We start from the raw sequence: 16,216 nt of genomic DNA on the forward strand, positions 1-16,216 counted from the left end.
ATCTGACTGCAAAAGGATAAATTACGAGGTTACGTACTATGACGCTTGAAGCCAAAATCGGAACTATTTTCAATGATTACCAATCAGATTCAAGGGCCTTGTGGAAAGCCCTTTTACGTAATTCTCGTGAGATGAAAAAAGAATACGGGGAATTGGCTGTTGATGAAGCGCTTGCAGATTATTATCTATTTTTTGCTGATGATGAATGTAAACTGCTTCGAAATTTCCTTCTAAACAAATATGAAGCAGTAAATAGCGGGGTAACATTAAAAAATCTAGTGCTTCAGTACGAGGCTGATGGTTTTTTGGTTATGGAAGTTTCAGATAATTACTACAAAGTAATTGCGCCAAGTCAGAAGAGTAATCGCGAAGATTGCCCTTTTCAAGTTAGTTATTGGCGTCTCGGTGATAAGTCGGGTGGCGTGAGTGGTGATGCTGGATATCAAACCTTAGAGAAAGCAATAAGCGAAGAGTCATTACTTTGCGAAAAGCCTATCACTGATCCAGATCGGTTAAGTTATCTAGAAAATGAATTTGTTAAAGCAGAAAGCGTATACCAAGAAAATTATCGTCACCACATGAATTCGTATAACCTTAATTAAATTCCTGCTAGTTCAGCACCTACCCACAACTTTATGTGTCACCGACCTGGTTAGTTAAGGCATAAATATACATGCTCATACTCCAGAATAGAGCATATAAGAACTTCAACAACCATTCTTACATGGATTAAGCACCGTTAAGGCGAGATAGTATTTGCCTGATTATTTGCCGATTGTTCAATCAAAAAGACCTGTACGGATAATGCCAATTAATAAGAAGAACCAGATGATAAAACCAATGATGTATGACCACGGTGCTTCGATGCCGAAATGTGTTAGTTGCTTAATAATGAACGGGGTAGTTACACTTGAAATCACAAGTGCGACAAGAAATTCTTGGACGTATGGAGAGTTCATTTATTTATACCTTAGCAGTTGTCAGGTTATAACGTTCTAATACATCATTAGAAGGTGATTTTGCACTATGAAAAATTAAGTCTTGAATGCTTAATTGAGTTTGAAATCTAACATTACGCCAGCTCATATACGGTAGGGTTTGGTTGCCTATTAGTTTCTGGTTACCACCTAACCAACGATATAGCTGGTGAAGGCTATGAAACTGCAAAGAAGAGTTAAACCCCAATGCAGGACTTAACCGAATTCCTTGAAATTGAGTCCAAATTCCCATTGGTATCGATTCTATAAGGTTTCTCAATGGTGTTTCTGGACTTTTTTTGCATTGGGGTAACTCTCCTTTTGTTATAAAACTCGCAAATGCCTCTGGATTGCGTGTGAGTTCTTTCATTATTCTTGTGTTCATGGATGCCTCAGTAAGCAGGGTAGAAACTAGTAATTAATACCAGACTAGTATACTTTAAAAATGCAAAAGTATCAACTAAGGGTTGCGCAATGTTATCAATACCGACCTTTTTAATACCCAAGTGGCGAATGTGAAAGTTTCGAATTCATGCACTCATTATCGTATATGCCTAAACAAAATCACCTTTGATTGACATCGAATGTATTCATTTTGGATGAGCTTAACAGGAGATTTTCGAATTCCTTATCGGTCAATGGTTTGCTGTATAGGTGACCTTGAATTAGTTCACACCCTAATGCCTTTATCATATTGTACTGATTTACATTTTCAACGCCTTCAGCAACTACCTTTAGCCCAAGGTTGTGGGCTATTGTCACGATTGAATCAACCATTTTTAAGTCTCTTGTAGACTGATCTATATCATCAATAAATGACTTATCTATCTTGAGCGTTTGGATTGGGAATAGCTTCAAATAAGCTAGAGATGAGTACCCTGTACCAAAGTCATCTAAAGCAAGACTTACACCGGTTGCTGCTATTTGCTTCATAACATTAATCGCATGGTTTGGGTCTTTAATCACCGTCCCTTCAGTGATTTCTAACTCTAAATTTTTGGCAGACAATTGTGTTAAGCGCAACACTGATGCTATCCGTTGCTGTAGATCTGGCTGTGCAAATTGCCGAGACGAGATGTTCACTGCAACGCGGCCTGCAAAAATACCTTTTTCTATCCAATGCTGGGTATCAAAACAGGCTTTACGTAACACTAATTCACCGATATCTACTATTAATCCACTTTCTTCAGCCAGTGGTATAAATGAGCTTGGTAAAATAATACCCTTTTCTGGGTGATTCAGTCTTACTAAGGCTTCCATACCATCAATATTGTTGTTCATCACATTTATTTTTGGTTGGTAATACACCTCAAAATAGTCGTTTTTTATTGAATCGCGCAGTAAATTTTCGATGTTAAGCTGAGCTGCCGCATTTTTATTGATCGATTCTGAATAAAATTGGTATTTACCACCCCCATCTGTTTTTGCATGGTACATCGCAATATCCGCTTTTTTCAAAAGCCCTTCCTCAAAGCATTCATCTTCTGGGAAAAGCACGATGCCGACACTAACAGTCAACACGATAGATTCGCTGTCAATCACAAATGGTATTTCGAGTGCGTTTATCAATGAAGATGCAACAAGAGCGCTTTTCGCGACATCAACATCTCGGTCAATTAGCACAGCAAATTCATCACCACCCAGTCTATATAAACTACCCTTAGTCGATAATACCTCCTTGAATCGTTTTGCTACTTCTACTAGCAAAAGATCACCGGAGTTATGGCCAAGCGAGTCATTGATTCGTTTAAAGTTATCTAAATCAAGGACCATTAATGTATGCTCAATCTGCTTAAACACCAGGTTGTTTAGCGACACCTGCAAGCTTGACCGATTAAGAAGCCCGGTTAAATAGTCATTGTTAGTTAAGCGCCTTAGCTCTTCCTCATGTTGTTTTCGTATTGTAATATCTGAAAAAACACCAACGAAATGGCTTATTTGATTAGACTCATCATAGATAGCATCTATCGTTACCTCAATGTCAAAAGTTGTTTGATCACCTTTAATTGCACCAACTTCACCTATCCACTGGCCATTAGCCAGCAACGCTTGCTTAACCTTATTGGAGTATGAGCTTGGATATCGACTAAAGTTAAGTTCGGTTCCGATAAAGTCCTGTTTGTTTTTTAGGGCTATCTTGCAGCATGCATCATTTACTTCAACAAACTTAAAATGGTGATCAAGAATAAAGACACCTTCAGAAATGTTGTCTACTGCCCTGACAAACAATCTTAATTGGTCTTCGTTTAGCTTAAACGCGCTAATATCTTTAAATGTGCCAGTCATTCGCACCGGTTGCTCTTGCAAATTACGTTCAACAACTTTGGCTCTATCGTGTATCCATATCCATTGGCCATCTTTGTTCATAACTCGGTATATTGATTCAAAATGTGTTGACTCGCCCCGTAAGCAAGCATTCAGCACTTTACTTACTCTTTTTATGTCATGAGGGTGAATATTCGATACCCCGGAATGATCATCAATACTGGCCCTTACTCCATCTCGCGGAAACTCAATACTTTCCCAAATGTTTGAGCGATATATTTGCCTGTTTTCTATGTCCCAGTCCCATAATTCATCACCACTTCCCCACAGTGATAATGTTAGGCGCTCTTCACTTAACTTTATTTTTTCCTGGGCTTCACGGTTTCTTTTGAGCTGTCTTGATAACAAAAAGATGGCAATAAACGTGAAAAATCCATAAAGAAATTTTGCTTCGTGCGATAACCAAAGGGGAGGGGAAATATGCACTTTTAATTCAGCGCTACGAATTTTAACACCGGTCTTTTTATTAATGGCTAGTACCTTAAACGTATAGTCACCGTATGGCACGCTTGTATACGTAGCCGTAACACTATTCTTGTTTGGTAACCAGATATCGTCAATACCTTCGAGTCGGTAGTAGAAATCGTACCATTCCGAGCTATCCCCTATAACACCGTATTCGAAAGTGAAAGGGTAGTCGGAATAACTAAGGCTTATACCTTCTTCAAACCGAATAGGTTTGGTTATTATTGGCGATGAAAGGGGGACTTTTTGATTAAAAACATACAAGTCTTTTATTGAAATGACCTTAGTTTTACCATTGTTGTTCTCATAATCGAGCCTGGGCTTGCTGTAATATGACAAACCATATTCACCACCCAACAACAACCCTCGCCCCCATAATAATGTTGAATGTGGGCTGTAATCTTGTAAAACACCATTATCATTCGTGTATTTGATGAGTTTGTTATCGTTTAGACTCAGAGCGTTAATTTCTGTTCCAGACGTGACTATCAACTCGTTATAAAGTACCGCTATCGAATTTATTACTTTGCCAACATCCATTACTTTTGATGTTATGCGTGAACTCAACTGATGCTTAAAAACCGCAGACTGAGTGCCGAAGTAAATAATATCACCGTGTAAAAGTAGGCTGGTGACAAATTCATTTCCATAAACCACATCTAATTCCTGCTTGGCTTTATCATACGCAAACAACCCTTTCTGGGATGCAATGTAAATCCTTCCAAGCACTTCTTGCACAGCGAAAACAGGGTGGCCATCACCGGTTTCAATAGATAACCCCATGGTATCGTCAGGATTAATGGCAAATACTTTTCCATCCCTTGTGCCTGCTATTATTTGGCCTTGCGCGTTTTCAGTTAAGCTCAACACACTTTTGTCGTAAAGTTGAACTCTATTTTCGGTTCCAAGTTCTTGCTTAACCAACCCCTTGTCATCACCAATGAAGAGATGATTATTTGTGGCCAGTATGACTTTAAAGCCCTTATCCGTGCTTAATAATGATGGATTTCTGAAGTTATTGTCATAAACCGTAATTGACTTATTGGTTGCCACAAATACATTCTCTGTATTTTGGCTTAGCGACCAAATTTGCTTTATGCCTGTATTGAGGGTTTTTATTACGTTTTGACGCTTAGTTATTAACTCATAACCGCCAAGGTAATCTGAAAAGTAAAAGTTGTGGTTTTCATAATAAATTACACTTGAAGTCGTCTCTGTTAAATCAAATTTTGGCTCACCTATTTTTGTTATCTTGATTCGATCATTACTGAATACTTCTATTTGATAGAGGCCAGTTTTACCTATGCCGATTAGTTTATCCTCACCCACCTCTGTAAGATTCGTTAAACCTACCTCAGATACCACGTTCCCTTTGTGGTAGAGACGTCCACTTTTCAAGGTGAGAAGGCCGATGCTTGATAGAGAAAAATTATCAACGCCTTTATCAATCAGAGCTAACTCGCCCTGGCTATAAAGGAACAAATCCCCGTTATAATTTCTTGCATAGATACCTACATCATTCACTAGAACCTTTTTTATATCGTTGAGCGATTCATCAATTATTACTTCGATTAATTTGCTGGTTTTTGCCTCAATAATGTAAAGCTCATTTTTCAGGCCAATGTAATTTAATCCATTTGCATTGTGCATCGCCCATGTCGGTTCAGCACTGATTTTTTGATCAAATAGGTAGGGTTTGAATGTTTCTGTGTGAGGATTATAAATTGCTACGCCAGCATCCGTCCCAACTAACAAATGACCCTCATTATCAAACAGCAGATTGCGTATAAATGAACTTGGCAGGCCATTATTATCACGCGCATAAAATTGGGTAAATCCATTGCCATCATAACGATTTAAGCCATTTGCTGTTCCTACCCATAAAAAACCTTCATCATCACGGGTGAAGCTGGTTACTGTGTTTTGTGTGAGTCCAGTAGGAACATCAAAGGATTTGTGATTAAGAGTCACATTTATGCTATTGATATCAGGTTCTATACTCCCGTAGGAAAAAGCAGAAATCAAAAAGATCCCAGCAATTGAAAACGCTTTTAAAAGACGCGATAATAGCAACATGTTGCACCCAAGAAGCTTTAATAAGCTAAAAATAAAACTTTAGTTTAATCAATAATAACCTTAATAGCTACATCATAAGTTAATTTTGGTGAAAAATTAACAAGGACGCCCCATAGAGTTGATACCCATATACAAGAGGAATGTTCGTTGGATTACCTAAATATAAAAGGCATGTCAGAACAAGAACTGAAGTATTTGTATAAATTCCGACACAGTAAATGCCTTGATACGCTTGATAGGCAGTGTGAACTTTTAGAATTGAGAAACAAGAACAATAAATCTGAATTGAACGCCATTAATTACGCTTGGTGTGTTCGAGAAAATGAGTTACAGAAAAATGGCTCTCCAGTGTTCAAGCGTGCTATCACTCATAAATAGCCTGTTCCATAAGCCCACCCAAAGCTCACCATCACTGTTTTTTCGCGCAACATTCTTTCTTGATACGTTTAAATAGAGGTGTTCTTCAACCTACTTGACTGCTAAAATAACTGTATGTACATACAGTGGCTATAGATATGCATGTAATACCAATACCAGCTCAAGCGGGGATCACTGGCTTTGAATCGCCACTGCTTCAGAATATTCTCAGTTAGCGATGAGTTTGGATGAATTATTGATTGAGCACCCAAGCTCAACTTTTATTGGCATAGCACAAGGCGAATCGATGCAGGATGTCGGCATTTTTGATGGTGATATGATTGTCGTAGATCGCTATGAAACTGCACGCCACGGTGATGTCATTGTTGCAAATTTCAATGGTGAGTTTGTCTGCAAAATTTTGGACATGCACCGACGCCTTCTGCTTTCGTCAAATCAGAAGTTTCAACCAGTTACTATTCATGATCATGATGACTTCAGTATTGAAGGGGTCGTAACTCGTTCCATTCGTTGTCATCGAAGAAGCCCATTATTGGTAGTCAAATAAATGTTTGCCCTGGTTGATGCTAACAGCTTTTATTGTAGTGCTGAGCAGGTATTCAGGCCAGATTGGCGCGGCAAAGCCATCATTGTTCTGAGTAACGATGGTTGTATCGTAGCGGCCAATCGACAAGCCAAAGAAGCTGGGATCAAAAAGTTTGAACCTTTTTTTCAGGTCAAAGAAATATGCGCTAAGCGTGGCGTTATAGTTTGCTCATCTAACTATGAGCTATACGCTGATCTATCAAGCAAGATGATGAATATCATTGGTCGTTTTGCCCCAGAACAATATGTTTATTCTATTGATGAAAGTTTTCTATCGTTCAAAAGTTGTTACCCAGCAATAAAGTGCCTGAAAACCCAAGGCCAGCTAATCCGTCGTGCCGTATGGAAAGAGGCTCGTTTACCTGTTTGCGTAGGTATCGCAGAAACGCTAACGTTAGCCAAAATAGCTAATCATGCCGCTAAAAAGATAGAAGGCTATAAAGGTGTCTGCTTTATAAGCAACGAACAAGAGCGCCAAGCAATCTTAAAACAGTTAAGTGTTGGTGACGTTTGGGGCGTGGGTAGACGAATAAGTAAAAAACTTGAACTGATGAATATCCATTCGGCATTTGACTTAGCATCTATGTCGCCCATGATGGCTAGAAAGAATTTTAGCATCGAGTTAGAGAGAACCGTTCGTGAGCTCAATGGCCAGGCTTGCAAAGTGTGGGATGAAGTCCGGGCAGATAAAAAACAGATATTTTCAACAAGAAGTGTTGGCGAGCGCATCACTGATTTACCGTCACTTTCACAAGCTTTGTGTAAACACATAGGCATTGCAGCGGCTAAAGCTCGTAAGCAAGGTTCAAACTGCAAAACAATGATCCTGTTTGCAGGTAATTCTCCTCACGATGAGCGGCCTGTAAGTTACAAGGCCATAGTTCATTTTCCGTGCCCAACGAATTGTACTGTCGAGCTCACTAAAGCAATGACTGAGGTTGAGCAGAGGTTGTTTCGTGAGGGAGTGAGGTATTACCGGGTTGGTGTTGGGCTTGTTGATTTAGTTAGTGAGAAAAATAGTCAAATAGACTTATTCAATGTACCTAAAGCGAATCCGGGCATGATGACAGTGCTAGATAAGCTTAATCATCGTTATGGACGCGATACTGTTTTCGTCGCTGCCCAAGGAATTGAACATCAATGGGCAATGCGTCGAGATTTTCTAACACCTCAATATACCACCAGCTGGACATCCCTACCCATTATCAAGTGCTGAATTGATATTAAAGTTACTTTATTATCCTTTGTGCTGGTGGCTTTAGCGTGTATCAAATCCACCAGCATTAAACACAAGGTACATCTTTTCCATATCATCCAAAAGTTAAGTGTTTCAGACGAAAAATTATGTCAAGTTTCAAATAAATAAAGAGTATTTACATATCAATTAAGGGTTGCGCTATTATTGTTAAAATGTATAATCATAGGTATATCCTAACCATGGAGTTTACCAGCATGATCAACTTAACCGTACCATTTGTATACGAGGCCGTAATCATTAAACCTCGCTGTCGAAAACCAAGTTTAATTGCAATAAAAGATAAAGTTCAGGTGCAAATAAAAACAACAACCCTCGATAAACTACCGATTGCATTTAAGGTGGGTGATATTGATTTACGTTGGGATGGTGAACGTTTGTGGGATTATTACCTTGAATCCGTTGCAAAAGAGCCTAAACGAAAAGTCGGAGTTGATGAGTTAATTAAAAATACTCAAAACGATGGAAGCACTTACCGATATTCACGCCCTGGTGCTGCTGCCCCATTTAAAAATTGCTGGATGAATTTAAAGTGGTCTAATGCACCTCTTGGCGTTAAACATAACATTAATGATTGCGGGTTTGATAAATGGATTTCTGATGATGACGTTCATGATAAATCAGAAGTTAACTATCGTGAATGGGTTGAAGATAACCGCGATGTTGTTGTTGCATTGGTTAATAAAATAGCAAATGGGATCTTAATAATTGATGGTACTTTGTTTTCTGAATGTAACGAACCGCGTTATGAAGTTTGTTCTTTTGGTGCCGGGCATAACTATAGCGTGGCAATGTTTGTAACTTTTGGTTATAACCCAAACCTTTCAAGTGACTGTTACTTTCGTGCCGATGATTTCTATAAAGCTCAAGAGAGTTTGCTTAAACGTGACCCAGATAAAAACAAAATTCCCGAACCTAACGATGGCCATAGAATTGAAGTTTTTATCCCAGAAGCCTTAAGGTGTAACCCCAAATATGATCATGTCGCTTGAAGGATATGTCCATTTTCCTGCCACAATCGCTATGTTGTGGCTTTTTCAAATAAAAACATCTAAGAAAAAACACATGGGAGACTCATTATGAATACTCTAGCAACCTGCAACGATATATCTGAAAGCCTGTTCAATTCTCTCTATGACCAACTGATGGTAAATGCATCCAAAGAAAACGAAGGTCTTTACCAAAACGCACTGCGTTTGGCAAAAACCAAGAAGCAAAAGGTAAATTGTGCAGGACAATATGTTGGCCGGTGGCAAATTTTATTAAACAAGTGGACAGAAGGAAAAATAGCAAATATTTATATTGTTCAATGCTTAAGCATTGGTTATGTTGAAGAATGCCATCTTGGATAATCATAACCCATTACAACTGCGAAGTCTCATTCCTTTGCAGTTTCTCCACCAGCTACTGATAACGCAGTACCAATGACCAAGGCACAATACAAGCGATCGTATGGCGTTAACGCCGACTGTATTGATGCTGGTGGACTTACACACATCTACTAACACCTATGACCAAGGTGCAAGACAAGGAAGTGTGTCTTTTACTCGATATTTTGCAGGTAATGTTAAAGCGTGTCCTGATTTCATCCAAACTGATAGAACACAACTAACTCCGGCCTCATCATCCGGTAATAACCTATCGGTCTGTTCTGCCGAGACAGTGATTGAGTAGGGCGAGTCAGTGTTATCTTCGAATAAGATCTCAAGTGCATCACGGCCTTGATACTTACCGCGTGTGATGATGACATATTCAGCTGACATCATTTCCTGTATCGAGTGTTTTTGAGATTCAGGCACTAACAATCTTGCAGCACCAGCATTCCAACTCACGTAAAAAAAGCCTTTTCTTGCATTCTCCAATTCCCAATAGTTCGTACTTATTATTACTTGCTGATCATTTGCGATAGTTATTAATGACATTTACTGTATTCCTGGTGTTATGTTCACGTTAGATTTCTTCATCGTGACATGCGTTTTGAAGCGTTTTCAAGATCCAAGGGGTTAATTTCATGCCTTCTTTTTGAGCTTGCTTAACAAAACGCGACTTTAATTGACTGTTGAGGCGGCATTGCAACTGTGAATCAGCAGGTAATTCATGTTGTGCATTGCTGTTGCCCAAGTTCGCATGAAATCCTAATGGCGGTTTCCCCGTAAATCCATCACGATAACCGTTCCCAATGTCTACACGATAGTCGCCATGCAAACCGAGCTTCATGTATTGCTCATGCTCCTCATCAGATCCGAACCCTTCACCGTGGAAATGCCGGCGCAATCCACGTTGATATCCACGGCTGTATTCGTTATTTAACGATTTAGCGGCGGTTAGGTATGTTTTAAATTTATTTTCGTTCATTCCATGTCCTGATGATGTAGTAATTGGCTCTAAATCAAGATATTAAGCGACGGCTTAATGGTTAAACCGTCGCATTACACTGATTAATATGTAGGATTACTCTTCTAAATCGTCACGTAACTGGCAGAATAAATCATAAGTGCCAAAAACGAGGGTGTTGAAATCTTCTTTCGCTTCCTTTTCAACTTTGTCTGCCATAGCTTCTAGATGTGCATCTGTTGAATCGGCTGTGATGTTGTATTCCTTGCATGCGGATTCTTCACCCATAGCGTTAAGCACCCAGTCACCCGCATTCCATTTTTCCATTTTGCTTTCTGGTGTAACCCATACACTGATTTCGTCACACTCACTGTCTTCTTTTTCTTCTGTATAACCTTCGCTATGCACGTACCCCAAGGCTTCCTCAAGCGAATTGAACTCGCCACGCGCTGTGCTACTCCAATCATTTGTTGTGCCTAGCCAACCCTCAGTGCATGGCTCTTTGCTCATGTTTTTTAAGCCGATGGTGGTAGTGATAGTCATTTCTGTTGTGTCACCGAGGATGTGTCCTGCTGAATCGTGGGTGTTGGCTCCCGCATATTCTGACTGGATTACGTAATACATAAAGATTTCTCCGATAGCCTAGTTCCGCTAGGGCGGTGAGCTATCCACTAGCTCATAATTTCCACTATATTCTCAATTTGTTTGTTTGTCAATACAATCAATTCAATTAAACAAAGGTCACATCGATAAAAATCAACTTGGGTCACTAAAAGCCCAGGCGCTTACTAAAAACCTGCGTGCGATTGCAGGAAAAGACAGGCATTTCTATCACTCAACAAAGCCACCAGCACCCAATCAACTAACTTAAAGTAACTTTAATTCTAATGCTGGTGGATGGCACAAATATTAGACCATATAAAAATAGTGCAATGGGAATTTATCTCAAATAAATATATCAATTAAAGGTTGCGCTTGGTTTGTTTTTGTTCTATTCTTTCCATAGTTAATCTATTGGCGATCGCGACTCGCCAAAATAACAACGAGGCGAATTATGGTTACTATTTTTTGTTCCGCAACCAACATCAATGACAGCGTTTGTGACTCACCAGACAGCGTGCTTGTTAACTTTGACTCTGCTGCAATTTGTAAAATAAAAAAACTAAGCAAACTACTGCATGAGCATGACGCAGAGCGAGTGGTGGTAGAGGTAGGTCATGCGGTTTGGTGTTATGACTTGTTCCAGGATTTACCGGCAGATGTCGAAGTAGAGGTATTGCTGAACGATTTGGCAGAGCTAACTTCTTTAGCAGGTGATCACGAGCAACCAACTCAATGTGAACGTGTCCATGTATATAAAGATAAGTTTCGTCTAACCTGCATCGAGAAACATTCAGAAGATGCATTTGAGATCCGCACCCCATTAATTTCATTGGGTGTATTAGACATGCCTGCAGGCTCGTTATTCACCAATATCAATTAAGAGGATTTATTCATGAAACGTTATTTTGTTAGATATACCGAAGCGAGAAGCAACCTTAAAATAAGCGCATCACCTACCTTGGTTATTCAAACAAGCTTTAATGCAGGCGTAAACATCTCACGGCACGGTGGTCACGCCAGAAAAAAGGATGCAATTTCTTGGATAGAGCAGGTTAATGCCGCTGCAGGGAAGGTTATTGCTTATTATCATGGTGTGGAAGTTGTGTAAGCTTTATTTCTCTACCCTAAGTACAAAGGCTGCCTGTAAGAAGACAGCCTTTTTTGTTGATGTAATTTCTCATTTGGCTGGTGGATAGAGTATAGGGGTATGTGATTACCGGGCTTGTTTGCCCATTTCTGGAGTAAGGTTCTGAGTTGCTAACCTTTGTTAGCATGCAATACAAGCCTTGCTACTGCACTAACATGCCGGGCAATTTATAGATGTCGTGGCTCTTTTAATTACCAAGTGCTTAGTTCCTCTGCGGTGGTGAGATGCCCACAAGCAAATACATAAAGTATAGCGAACACATTGTGATTGCCGATTGTACGACCATAATAAAGTTTGATAAAAATTATGGTTGTCATGAACGGTAATACCGCTATTGTTTGACAATTTATCTGAGGACAAATATCAGTTTCTGATAATTAAGTTTGAACATTTTCAAACTAACTTTTGGACAAGAATGTCCTAACCCTTAACCCGCACATTCACCAACAGCGCCAAAAAATATCAAGCTATTATATAAACGCACACCGATACAACAAATTGCTGATCCAATAAAAAAGGTGACTAATTAAAAGTCACCTTAATATCGGGCTAAACAAACACTATTTAATTAATGTCAAAAGCAAAGGCGCTTACTGAAAAACCTGTCAAGTTACTTATTTCTTCACAAATCGTATCTTCGATGTCCATGAGCTCGCAAGTCACGGTAATCGTCATTTCTTGAGGTAATGAAGTGTTACCTTCATCGTACACAATGCCTGTTACCGTCACGTTAAACGTTTCTGAAGCGCCGTCTTCGTCATCGTCATCGTCGTCTTCGTCATTTACTAGCATTGCCGCATCGATATCAAATAACATTGGTACGCCGTTTCCAAAAAAATTATAGCAACTGTAAGTGTTCAGGTCTGCTACATCTAATAACACACGATGCTCGTCATAAGAGATTTCTTTCATGTTTTCTGGATAAGAGATAAAGCCATATTTATCAAAACAGGGTCTGCCGTAGCATTCTTTATCAAATTCACCACCAAATTGCTGTGCAAACTCCCAAGCAACTCGCTCTAATTCTGATTTAAGGGTTATGCCGCCTTTATCTGCATTTTCTGTGTTGTAGAGATCTTGAATGTAACTTTCGGTATCCCCGTTCACCCATGCTGTAGTAAATAAGTAATAACGCATAGTTAACCAATCACGCGCATAAATACTTTTTAACCAATTAAAACATGATTCAATGATATCTTGTTCGCTGTAAAAGACTACATCCTCAGACAGCATCAGCAAGTCGTAAGCCAATGGCTTAATACGCTCAACAAAATTGCACTCCATTGCGAACGCCGCAATAAAAGTCGCTTCATGATCCGAAATATCAGTCAATAAATCTGCCCGGTCAAAAAGTATAAATCCTTCATCTTCCATCCCGTCGTTTAAAGCACGTTGCTGGGAGATTGTAAGCGATGCTGCGGCAACAGATGCAATCTGTTTAACTATTGCTAACTCATCATCATTCAACGGTGAATTTCCTGCCAGCGATTTAAGCGTTGCTTTGTGTTCTTCAGTTAATCCGACAATGGTATCTATTAAAGCAGTATCATTAGTTGTGTTTGACATGAGTAAGCCTCTATTTTTGAGTAAATGCTGGTCGCTACTGCATTATGTTTAAAGTACAGCAACGGATTCTGGCCACCAAAGGAACAGCGGCCTCGATTGAGTTAAATGTGTGAATGTGCAACTAATTGGTCGAAGCTCCATGAGTACGCCTCACCAAAGGTTTCATGAAATTCACTCAGGTAGCTGTTAGTTTTAGTACGCGTTGCTACTTCATCGAGTAACCGGGTATACGCTAGACCAAATTCTTTTTTGTTACCCGCTTCGCATTCATCTTGGCTTTTTCTTAAAGCGTCATAAATATCAGCGTTTTTGATTAGGTTTTTAACATCTGGACTAGGGTTAAGAAGTTTAGTCGCGTAAAAGTCTTGAAGTGGGGCTGGCAATGTTTCTATCATTGACTGCAATGCTTTCTTTTCAAATGCTTCAAATGCCGCTGCTAACTCTGGTGATGATTGCTTTGATGGTTGTGCAACATCTTGGCAGACAACTTCCTGTAGATCATGTAGTAATCCGTATGTCAGAACTTCAGTTAAGTCGAAGTTAGCGCCATTCTTATTCGCAATTAACGCCATCATTAGGCCAATATGTGCCACTGCTGCTGAATGACCAAGCACTGTATCTTCACCCGTCACACTTCGCATTAAAGGCCAACGTTTTAGATGGATTTGACGCTGGCTTAGCGCCATAAATGGGCTCGGCTCGTTGTGTTCAATTGCTGGTGGACATGCACCTACACCAACTTCTGCTTGTTCAACATCAATATGCCAATGACCTTTATATTCTGTACCATTGATAACCGCGTTTAAATCACCATGTTTTAGTCCATCATCAAATCCATCTTTGATGTTACGCAAAGCCAATTGCTTTAAGGTTTCTTCACTGGTGATGTGTTGCATTTCTTCAGATATGAACCATTCGAAATTGATTACTGCTTTCATTTGATACCACCGACAGTTGATTTATTTAACTTAACGTCAGTATAAACAACAATTAAAAATATATCAATTAAAGGTTGTGTTGTATTCGTTAAATATTCAAATTAAGTATTTTAAAAACCGTTCAATCAAGGCTCTGAGTTAAAAGTCTATCTTCAAAAGACCTGTATTATTGAACCTTGGAATAGACTATGGCTGAGTTATTTTTTGAAGTGGTAGAAAATAAAATGCGCTCTGAAGGCGCTCTGCGGTAGGCATTAAGAAGTGAGTGGTATATCTAATACTATCGAACATCTACTTAAGACGTTAAAGTAAGCTATGCGCTTGCTGTGAATAAAATCAGGAACAAAGCGCAACCTTTATTTGATAATATAAGTTTACAGCACGCAGATTACGTGCTGTAATCATCGTGTAATTAAATCACTTAAGGGTTGGCTTTATGGAAGTAGGATACGAAGAAATTTATTCTGATACACCTTATTTTGATGTAGAACCAAGTACGCGAAATGGTGTTGCTATTGCTTTTATTCATATGATGTATGTCCCACCAGCAAAGCGAGGACAGGGTAAAGGCAAAGAAATGTTTCAAAAAATTATATCTGAATTGGCTCCTAAAACGCAGTACATCAGGCTTAAATCTGCCAGCTTAGGTTCTGGTTGCACTATGGAGTTTTGGAAGCAACTTGGCTTTTCACATGCGTATGATGCTTCTGAAGATTCTGAAGAAAGCAAAATCCTTCATTGCCCGTTAAATGGCTACAATTTACCTGAAGTTGAATTTATTGAGGAAGGGGAGGAGCGACATTACATATTTGATTAAATTACTCTACAGACCCACCAAACCCGCCTATCAATCAAACTACCTTAGAGGCAATGAATTACATTGCCTCATTGTGATAAAGCAATAAAACACTTTACATCCAATCTTTTACAGCACAGATTACCATTGTTATTTTGGGGCGTTAACTTACATAGCATTTCATTGTAAAAATGAGTATTGAATGAATAATGACATCATACTGCCAATCGCACGCGAACGTGGGAATGCGTCAATAAGTTTTTACCGTAGATTGCTGGTGGCCTATTTAATTGATCAAGGTGTCAATAGCGTACCTAGGATTATGGGTGCTACAGGCTTTCCGCGTAGACGCGTCCAAGAGCTCATACTTTCCCTTGCTGATATGGACATCGATGTTGAGTTTCAAGGCGCACCTAAAAATGGTCGCTATGTGGTTCTTAATTGGGCTTCAATCGATAAACAATGGATTCACGACAACCTTGATATGGTCGAAGAAATACTAGGTATAACTGTAAAGATAAATACCTAAGAAATAAAAACCGCTTACATCAATGTTAAGCGGTTTTTTATCAAATATGTCGAAAACCCGGTGTTCCGAGCGAAGCGAAACTTACGTGCTAACTCCCAGCCGTTACGCTCTAATTCTCGTTCTAGCCATAACCCGCTTTCGTATTGTGCTGTAAAAGCTTTGCGTAGCATCTGGTAGCGTTTCTATCATTGGTTGCAACGCTTCCTTTTGAAACGCTACAAATGCAGATGCCAAACTAATAA

General features: G+C 39.3%; 15 protein-coding genes and 1 pseudogene. 9 read left to right on the forward strand and 7 right to left on the reverse strand.

What is annotated here, in order from left to right:
• Window positions 1-38 precede the first annotated feature (38 nt).
• Window positions 39-602, forward strand: coding sequence for a hypothetical protein (locus IEW93_RS06085; protein ID WP_188737988.1), 564 nt, complete (start codon window positions 39-41; stop codon window positions 600-602).
• 361 nt (window positions 603-963) lie between these two features.
• Here the strand turns inward: IEW93_RS06085 and IEW93_RS06090 are convergent, their stop codons facing one another.
• Together IEW93_RS06090 and IEW93_RS06095 are read right to left on the reverse strand one after the other, a co-directional pair.
• Window positions 964-1,362, reverse strand: a complete 399-nt coding sequence (locus tag IEW93_RS06090) for a hypothetical protein (RefSeq protein WP_188737990.1) — start codon at window positions 1,360-1,362, stop codon at window positions 964-966.
• Between the two features lie 179 nt (window positions 1,363-1,541).
• Window positions 1,542-5,843, reverse strand: a complete 4,302-nt coding sequence (locus tag IEW93_RS06095) for an EAL domain-containing protein (protein ID WP_188737992.1) — start codon at window positions 5,841-5,843, stop codon at window positions 1,542-1,544.
• Between the two features lie 515 nt (window positions 5,844-6,358).
• On the opposite strand from IEW93_RS06095, the pseudogene IEW93_RS06100 reads away from it, so the two are divergent.
• From IEW93_RS06100 to IEW93_RS06115, 4 genes and pseudogenes are all read left to right on the forward strand, one after another.
• Window positions 6,359-6,768 (forward strand): annotated as a pseudogene (locus tag IEW93_RS06100) (LexA family protein).
• Complete coding sequence (locus IEW93_RS06105) at window positions 6,769-8,022, forward strand: Y-family DNA polymerase (RefSeq protein WP_188737994.1); 1,254 nt, start codon at window positions 6,769-6,771, stop codon at window positions 8,020-8,022.
• Between the two features lie 236 nt (window positions 8,023-8,258).
• Window positions 8,259-9,053: a DUF8359 domain-containing protein gene (locus tag IEW93_RS06110; RefSeq protein ID WP_188737997.1), complete on the forward strand. Its 795-nt coding sequence runs from the start codon at window positions 8,259-8,261 to the stop codon at window positions 9,051-9,053.
• 87 nt (window positions 9,054-9,140) lie between these two features.
• Window positions 9,141-9,413 (forward strand): hypothetical protein, encoded by a 273-nt coding sequence (locus tag IEW93_RS06115; protein WP_188737999.1) that lies wholly within the window; start codon window positions 9,141-9,143, stop codon window positions 9,411-9,413.
• A 156-nt stretch (window positions 9,414-9,569) separates the two neighbouring features.
• On the opposite strand, the gene IEW93_RS06120 is transcribed toward IEW93_RS06115, so the two are convergent.
• From IEW93_RS06120 to IEW93_RS06130, 3 genes are all read right to left on the reverse strand, one after another.
• A complete protein-coding gene (locus IEW93_RS06120; RefSeq protein ID WP_229706631.1) occupies window positions 9,570-9,893 on the reverse strand; it encodes a hypothetical protein in 324 nt (107 codons plus the stop codon).
• Window positions 9,894-10,011: 118 nt separating this feature from the next.
• The gene (locus IEW93_RS06125; RefSeq protein ID WP_188738003.1) at window positions 10,012-10,416 is read right to left on the reverse strand and encodes a hypothetical protein; all 405 of its coding nucleotides are present in this window, start codon (window positions 10,414-10,416) and stop codon (window positions 10,012-10,014) included.
• Window positions 10,417-10,512: 96 nt separating this feature from the next.
• Complete coding sequence (locus IEW93_RS06130; protein ID WP_188738005.1) at window positions 10,513-11,019, reverse strand: hypothetical protein; 507 nt, start codon at window positions 11,017-11,019, stop codon at window positions 10,513-10,515.
• Window positions 11,020-11,449: 430 nt separating this feature from the next.
• Here IEW93_RS06130 and IEW93_RS06135 point away from each other — a divergent pair, with 430 nt between their 5' ends.
• A complete protein-coding gene (locus IEW93_RS06135) occupies window positions 11,450-11,878 on the forward strand; it encodes a hypothetical protein (protein WP_188738007.1) in 429 nt (142 codons plus the stop codon).
• Between the two features lie 12 nt (window positions 11,879-11,890).
• On the forward strand, window positions 11,891-12,106 hold the full coding sequence (locus IEW93_RS06140) for a hypothetical protein (protein WP_188738009.1): 216 nt from the start codon (window positions 11,891-11,893) through the stop codon (window positions 12,104-12,106).
• Window positions 12,107-12,709: 603 nt separating this feature from the next.
• Here IEW93_RS06140 and IEW93_RS06145 read toward each other — a convergent pair.
• Both IEW93_RS06145 and IEW93_RS06150 read right to left on the reverse strand, forming a co-directional pair.
• Window positions 12,710-13,711: a hypothetical protein gene (locus IEW93_RS06145; protein ID WP_188738011.1), complete on the reverse strand. Its 1,002-nt coding sequence runs from the start codon at window positions 13,709-13,711 to the stop codon at window positions 12,710-12,712.
• Window positions 13,712-13,812: 101 nt separating this feature from the next.
• Window positions 13,813-14,649: a YfbR-like 5'-deoxynucleotidase gene (locus IEW93_RS06150; RefSeq protein ID WP_188738013.1), complete on the reverse strand. Its 837-nt coding sequence runs from the start codon at window positions 14,647-14,649 to the stop codon at window positions 13,813-13,815.
• Between the two features lie 436 nt (window positions 14,650-15,085).
• On the opposite strand from IEW93_RS06150, the gene IEW93_RS06155 reads away from it, so the two are divergent.
• Window positions 15,086-15,466, forward strand: a complete 381-nt coding sequence (locus IEW93_RS06155) for a GNAT family N-acetyltransferase (RefSeq protein ID WP_188738015.1) — start codon at window positions 15,086-15,088, stop codon at window positions 15,464-15,466.
• A 181-nt stretch (window positions 15,467-15,647) separates the two neighbouring features.
• The gene (locus IEW93_RS06160) at window positions 15,648-15,974 is read left to right on the forward strand and encodes a helix-turn-helix domain-containing protein (RefSeq protein ID WP_188738017.1); all 327 of its coding nucleotides are present in this window, start codon (window positions 15,648-15,650) and stop codon (window positions 15,972-15,974) included.
• The last annotated feature ends 242 nt before the right edge of the window (window positions 15,975-16,216 follow it).

This window comes from Shewanella inventionis, from assembly GCF_014641855.1.
In the GTDB taxonomy this organism is placed as follows: domain Bacteria; phylum Pseudomonadota; class Gammaproteobacteria; order Enterobacterales; family Shewanellaceae; genus Shewanella; species Shewanella inventionis.

Bases quoted from the DNA above. Each gene is read 5' to 3' on its own strand.
- IEW93_RS06115 (WP_188737999.1), top strand. From the start codon at position 9,141: ATGAATACTCTAGCAACCTGCAACGATATATCTGAAAGCCTGTTCAAT.
- IEW93_RS06095 (WP_188737992.1), bottom strand. From the start codon at position 5,843: ATGTTGCTATTATCGCGTCTTTTAAAAGCGTTTTCAATTGCTGGGATC.
- IEW93_RS06145 (WP_188738011.1), bottom strand. From the start codon at position 13,711: ATGTCAAACACAACTAATGATACTGCTTTAATAGATACCATTGTCGGA.
- IEW93_RS06085 (WP_188737988.1), top strand. From the start codon at position 39: ATGACGCTTGAAGCCAAAATCGGAACTATTTTCAATGATTACCAATCA.
- IEW93_RS06155 (WP_188738015.1), top strand. From the start codon at position 15,086: ATGGAAGTAGGATACGAAGAAATTTATTCTGATACACCTTATTTTGAT.
- IEW93_RS06150 (WP_188738013.1), bottom strand. From the start codon at position 14,649: ATGAAAGCAGTAATCAATTTCGAATGGTTCATATCTGAAGAAATGCAA.
- IEW93_RS06130 (WP_188738005.1), bottom strand. From the start codon at position 11,019: ATGTATTACGTAATCCAGTCAGAATATGCGGGAGCCAACACCCACGAT.
- IEW93_RS06140 (WP_188738009.1), top strand. From the start codon at position 11,891: ATGAAACGTTATTTTGTTAGATATACCGAAGCGAGAAGCAACCTTAAA.
- IEW93_RS06105 (WP_188737994.1), top strand. From the start codon at position 6,769: ATGTTTGCCCTGGTTGATGCTAACAGCTTTTATTGTAGTGCTGAGCAG.
- IEW93_RS06125 (WP_188738003.1), bottom strand. From the start codon at position 10,416: ATGAACGAAAATAAATTTAAAACATACCTAACCGCCGCTAAATCGTTA.
- IEW93_RS06110 (WP_188737997.1), top strand. From the start codon at position 8,259: ATGATCAACTTAACCGTACCATTTGTATACGAGGCCGTAATCATTAAA.
- IEW93_RS06160 (WP_188738017.1), top strand. From the start codon at position 15,648: ATGAATAATGACATCATACTGCCAATCGCACGCGAACGTGGGAATGCG.
- IEW93_RS06135 (WP_188738007.1), top strand. From the start codon at position 11,450: ATGGTTACTATTTTTTGTTCCGCAACCAACATCAATGACAGCGTTTGT.
- IEW93_RS06090 (WP_188737990.1), bottom strand. From the start codon at position 1,362: ATGAACACAAGAATAATGAAAGAACTCACACGCAATCCAGAGGCATTT.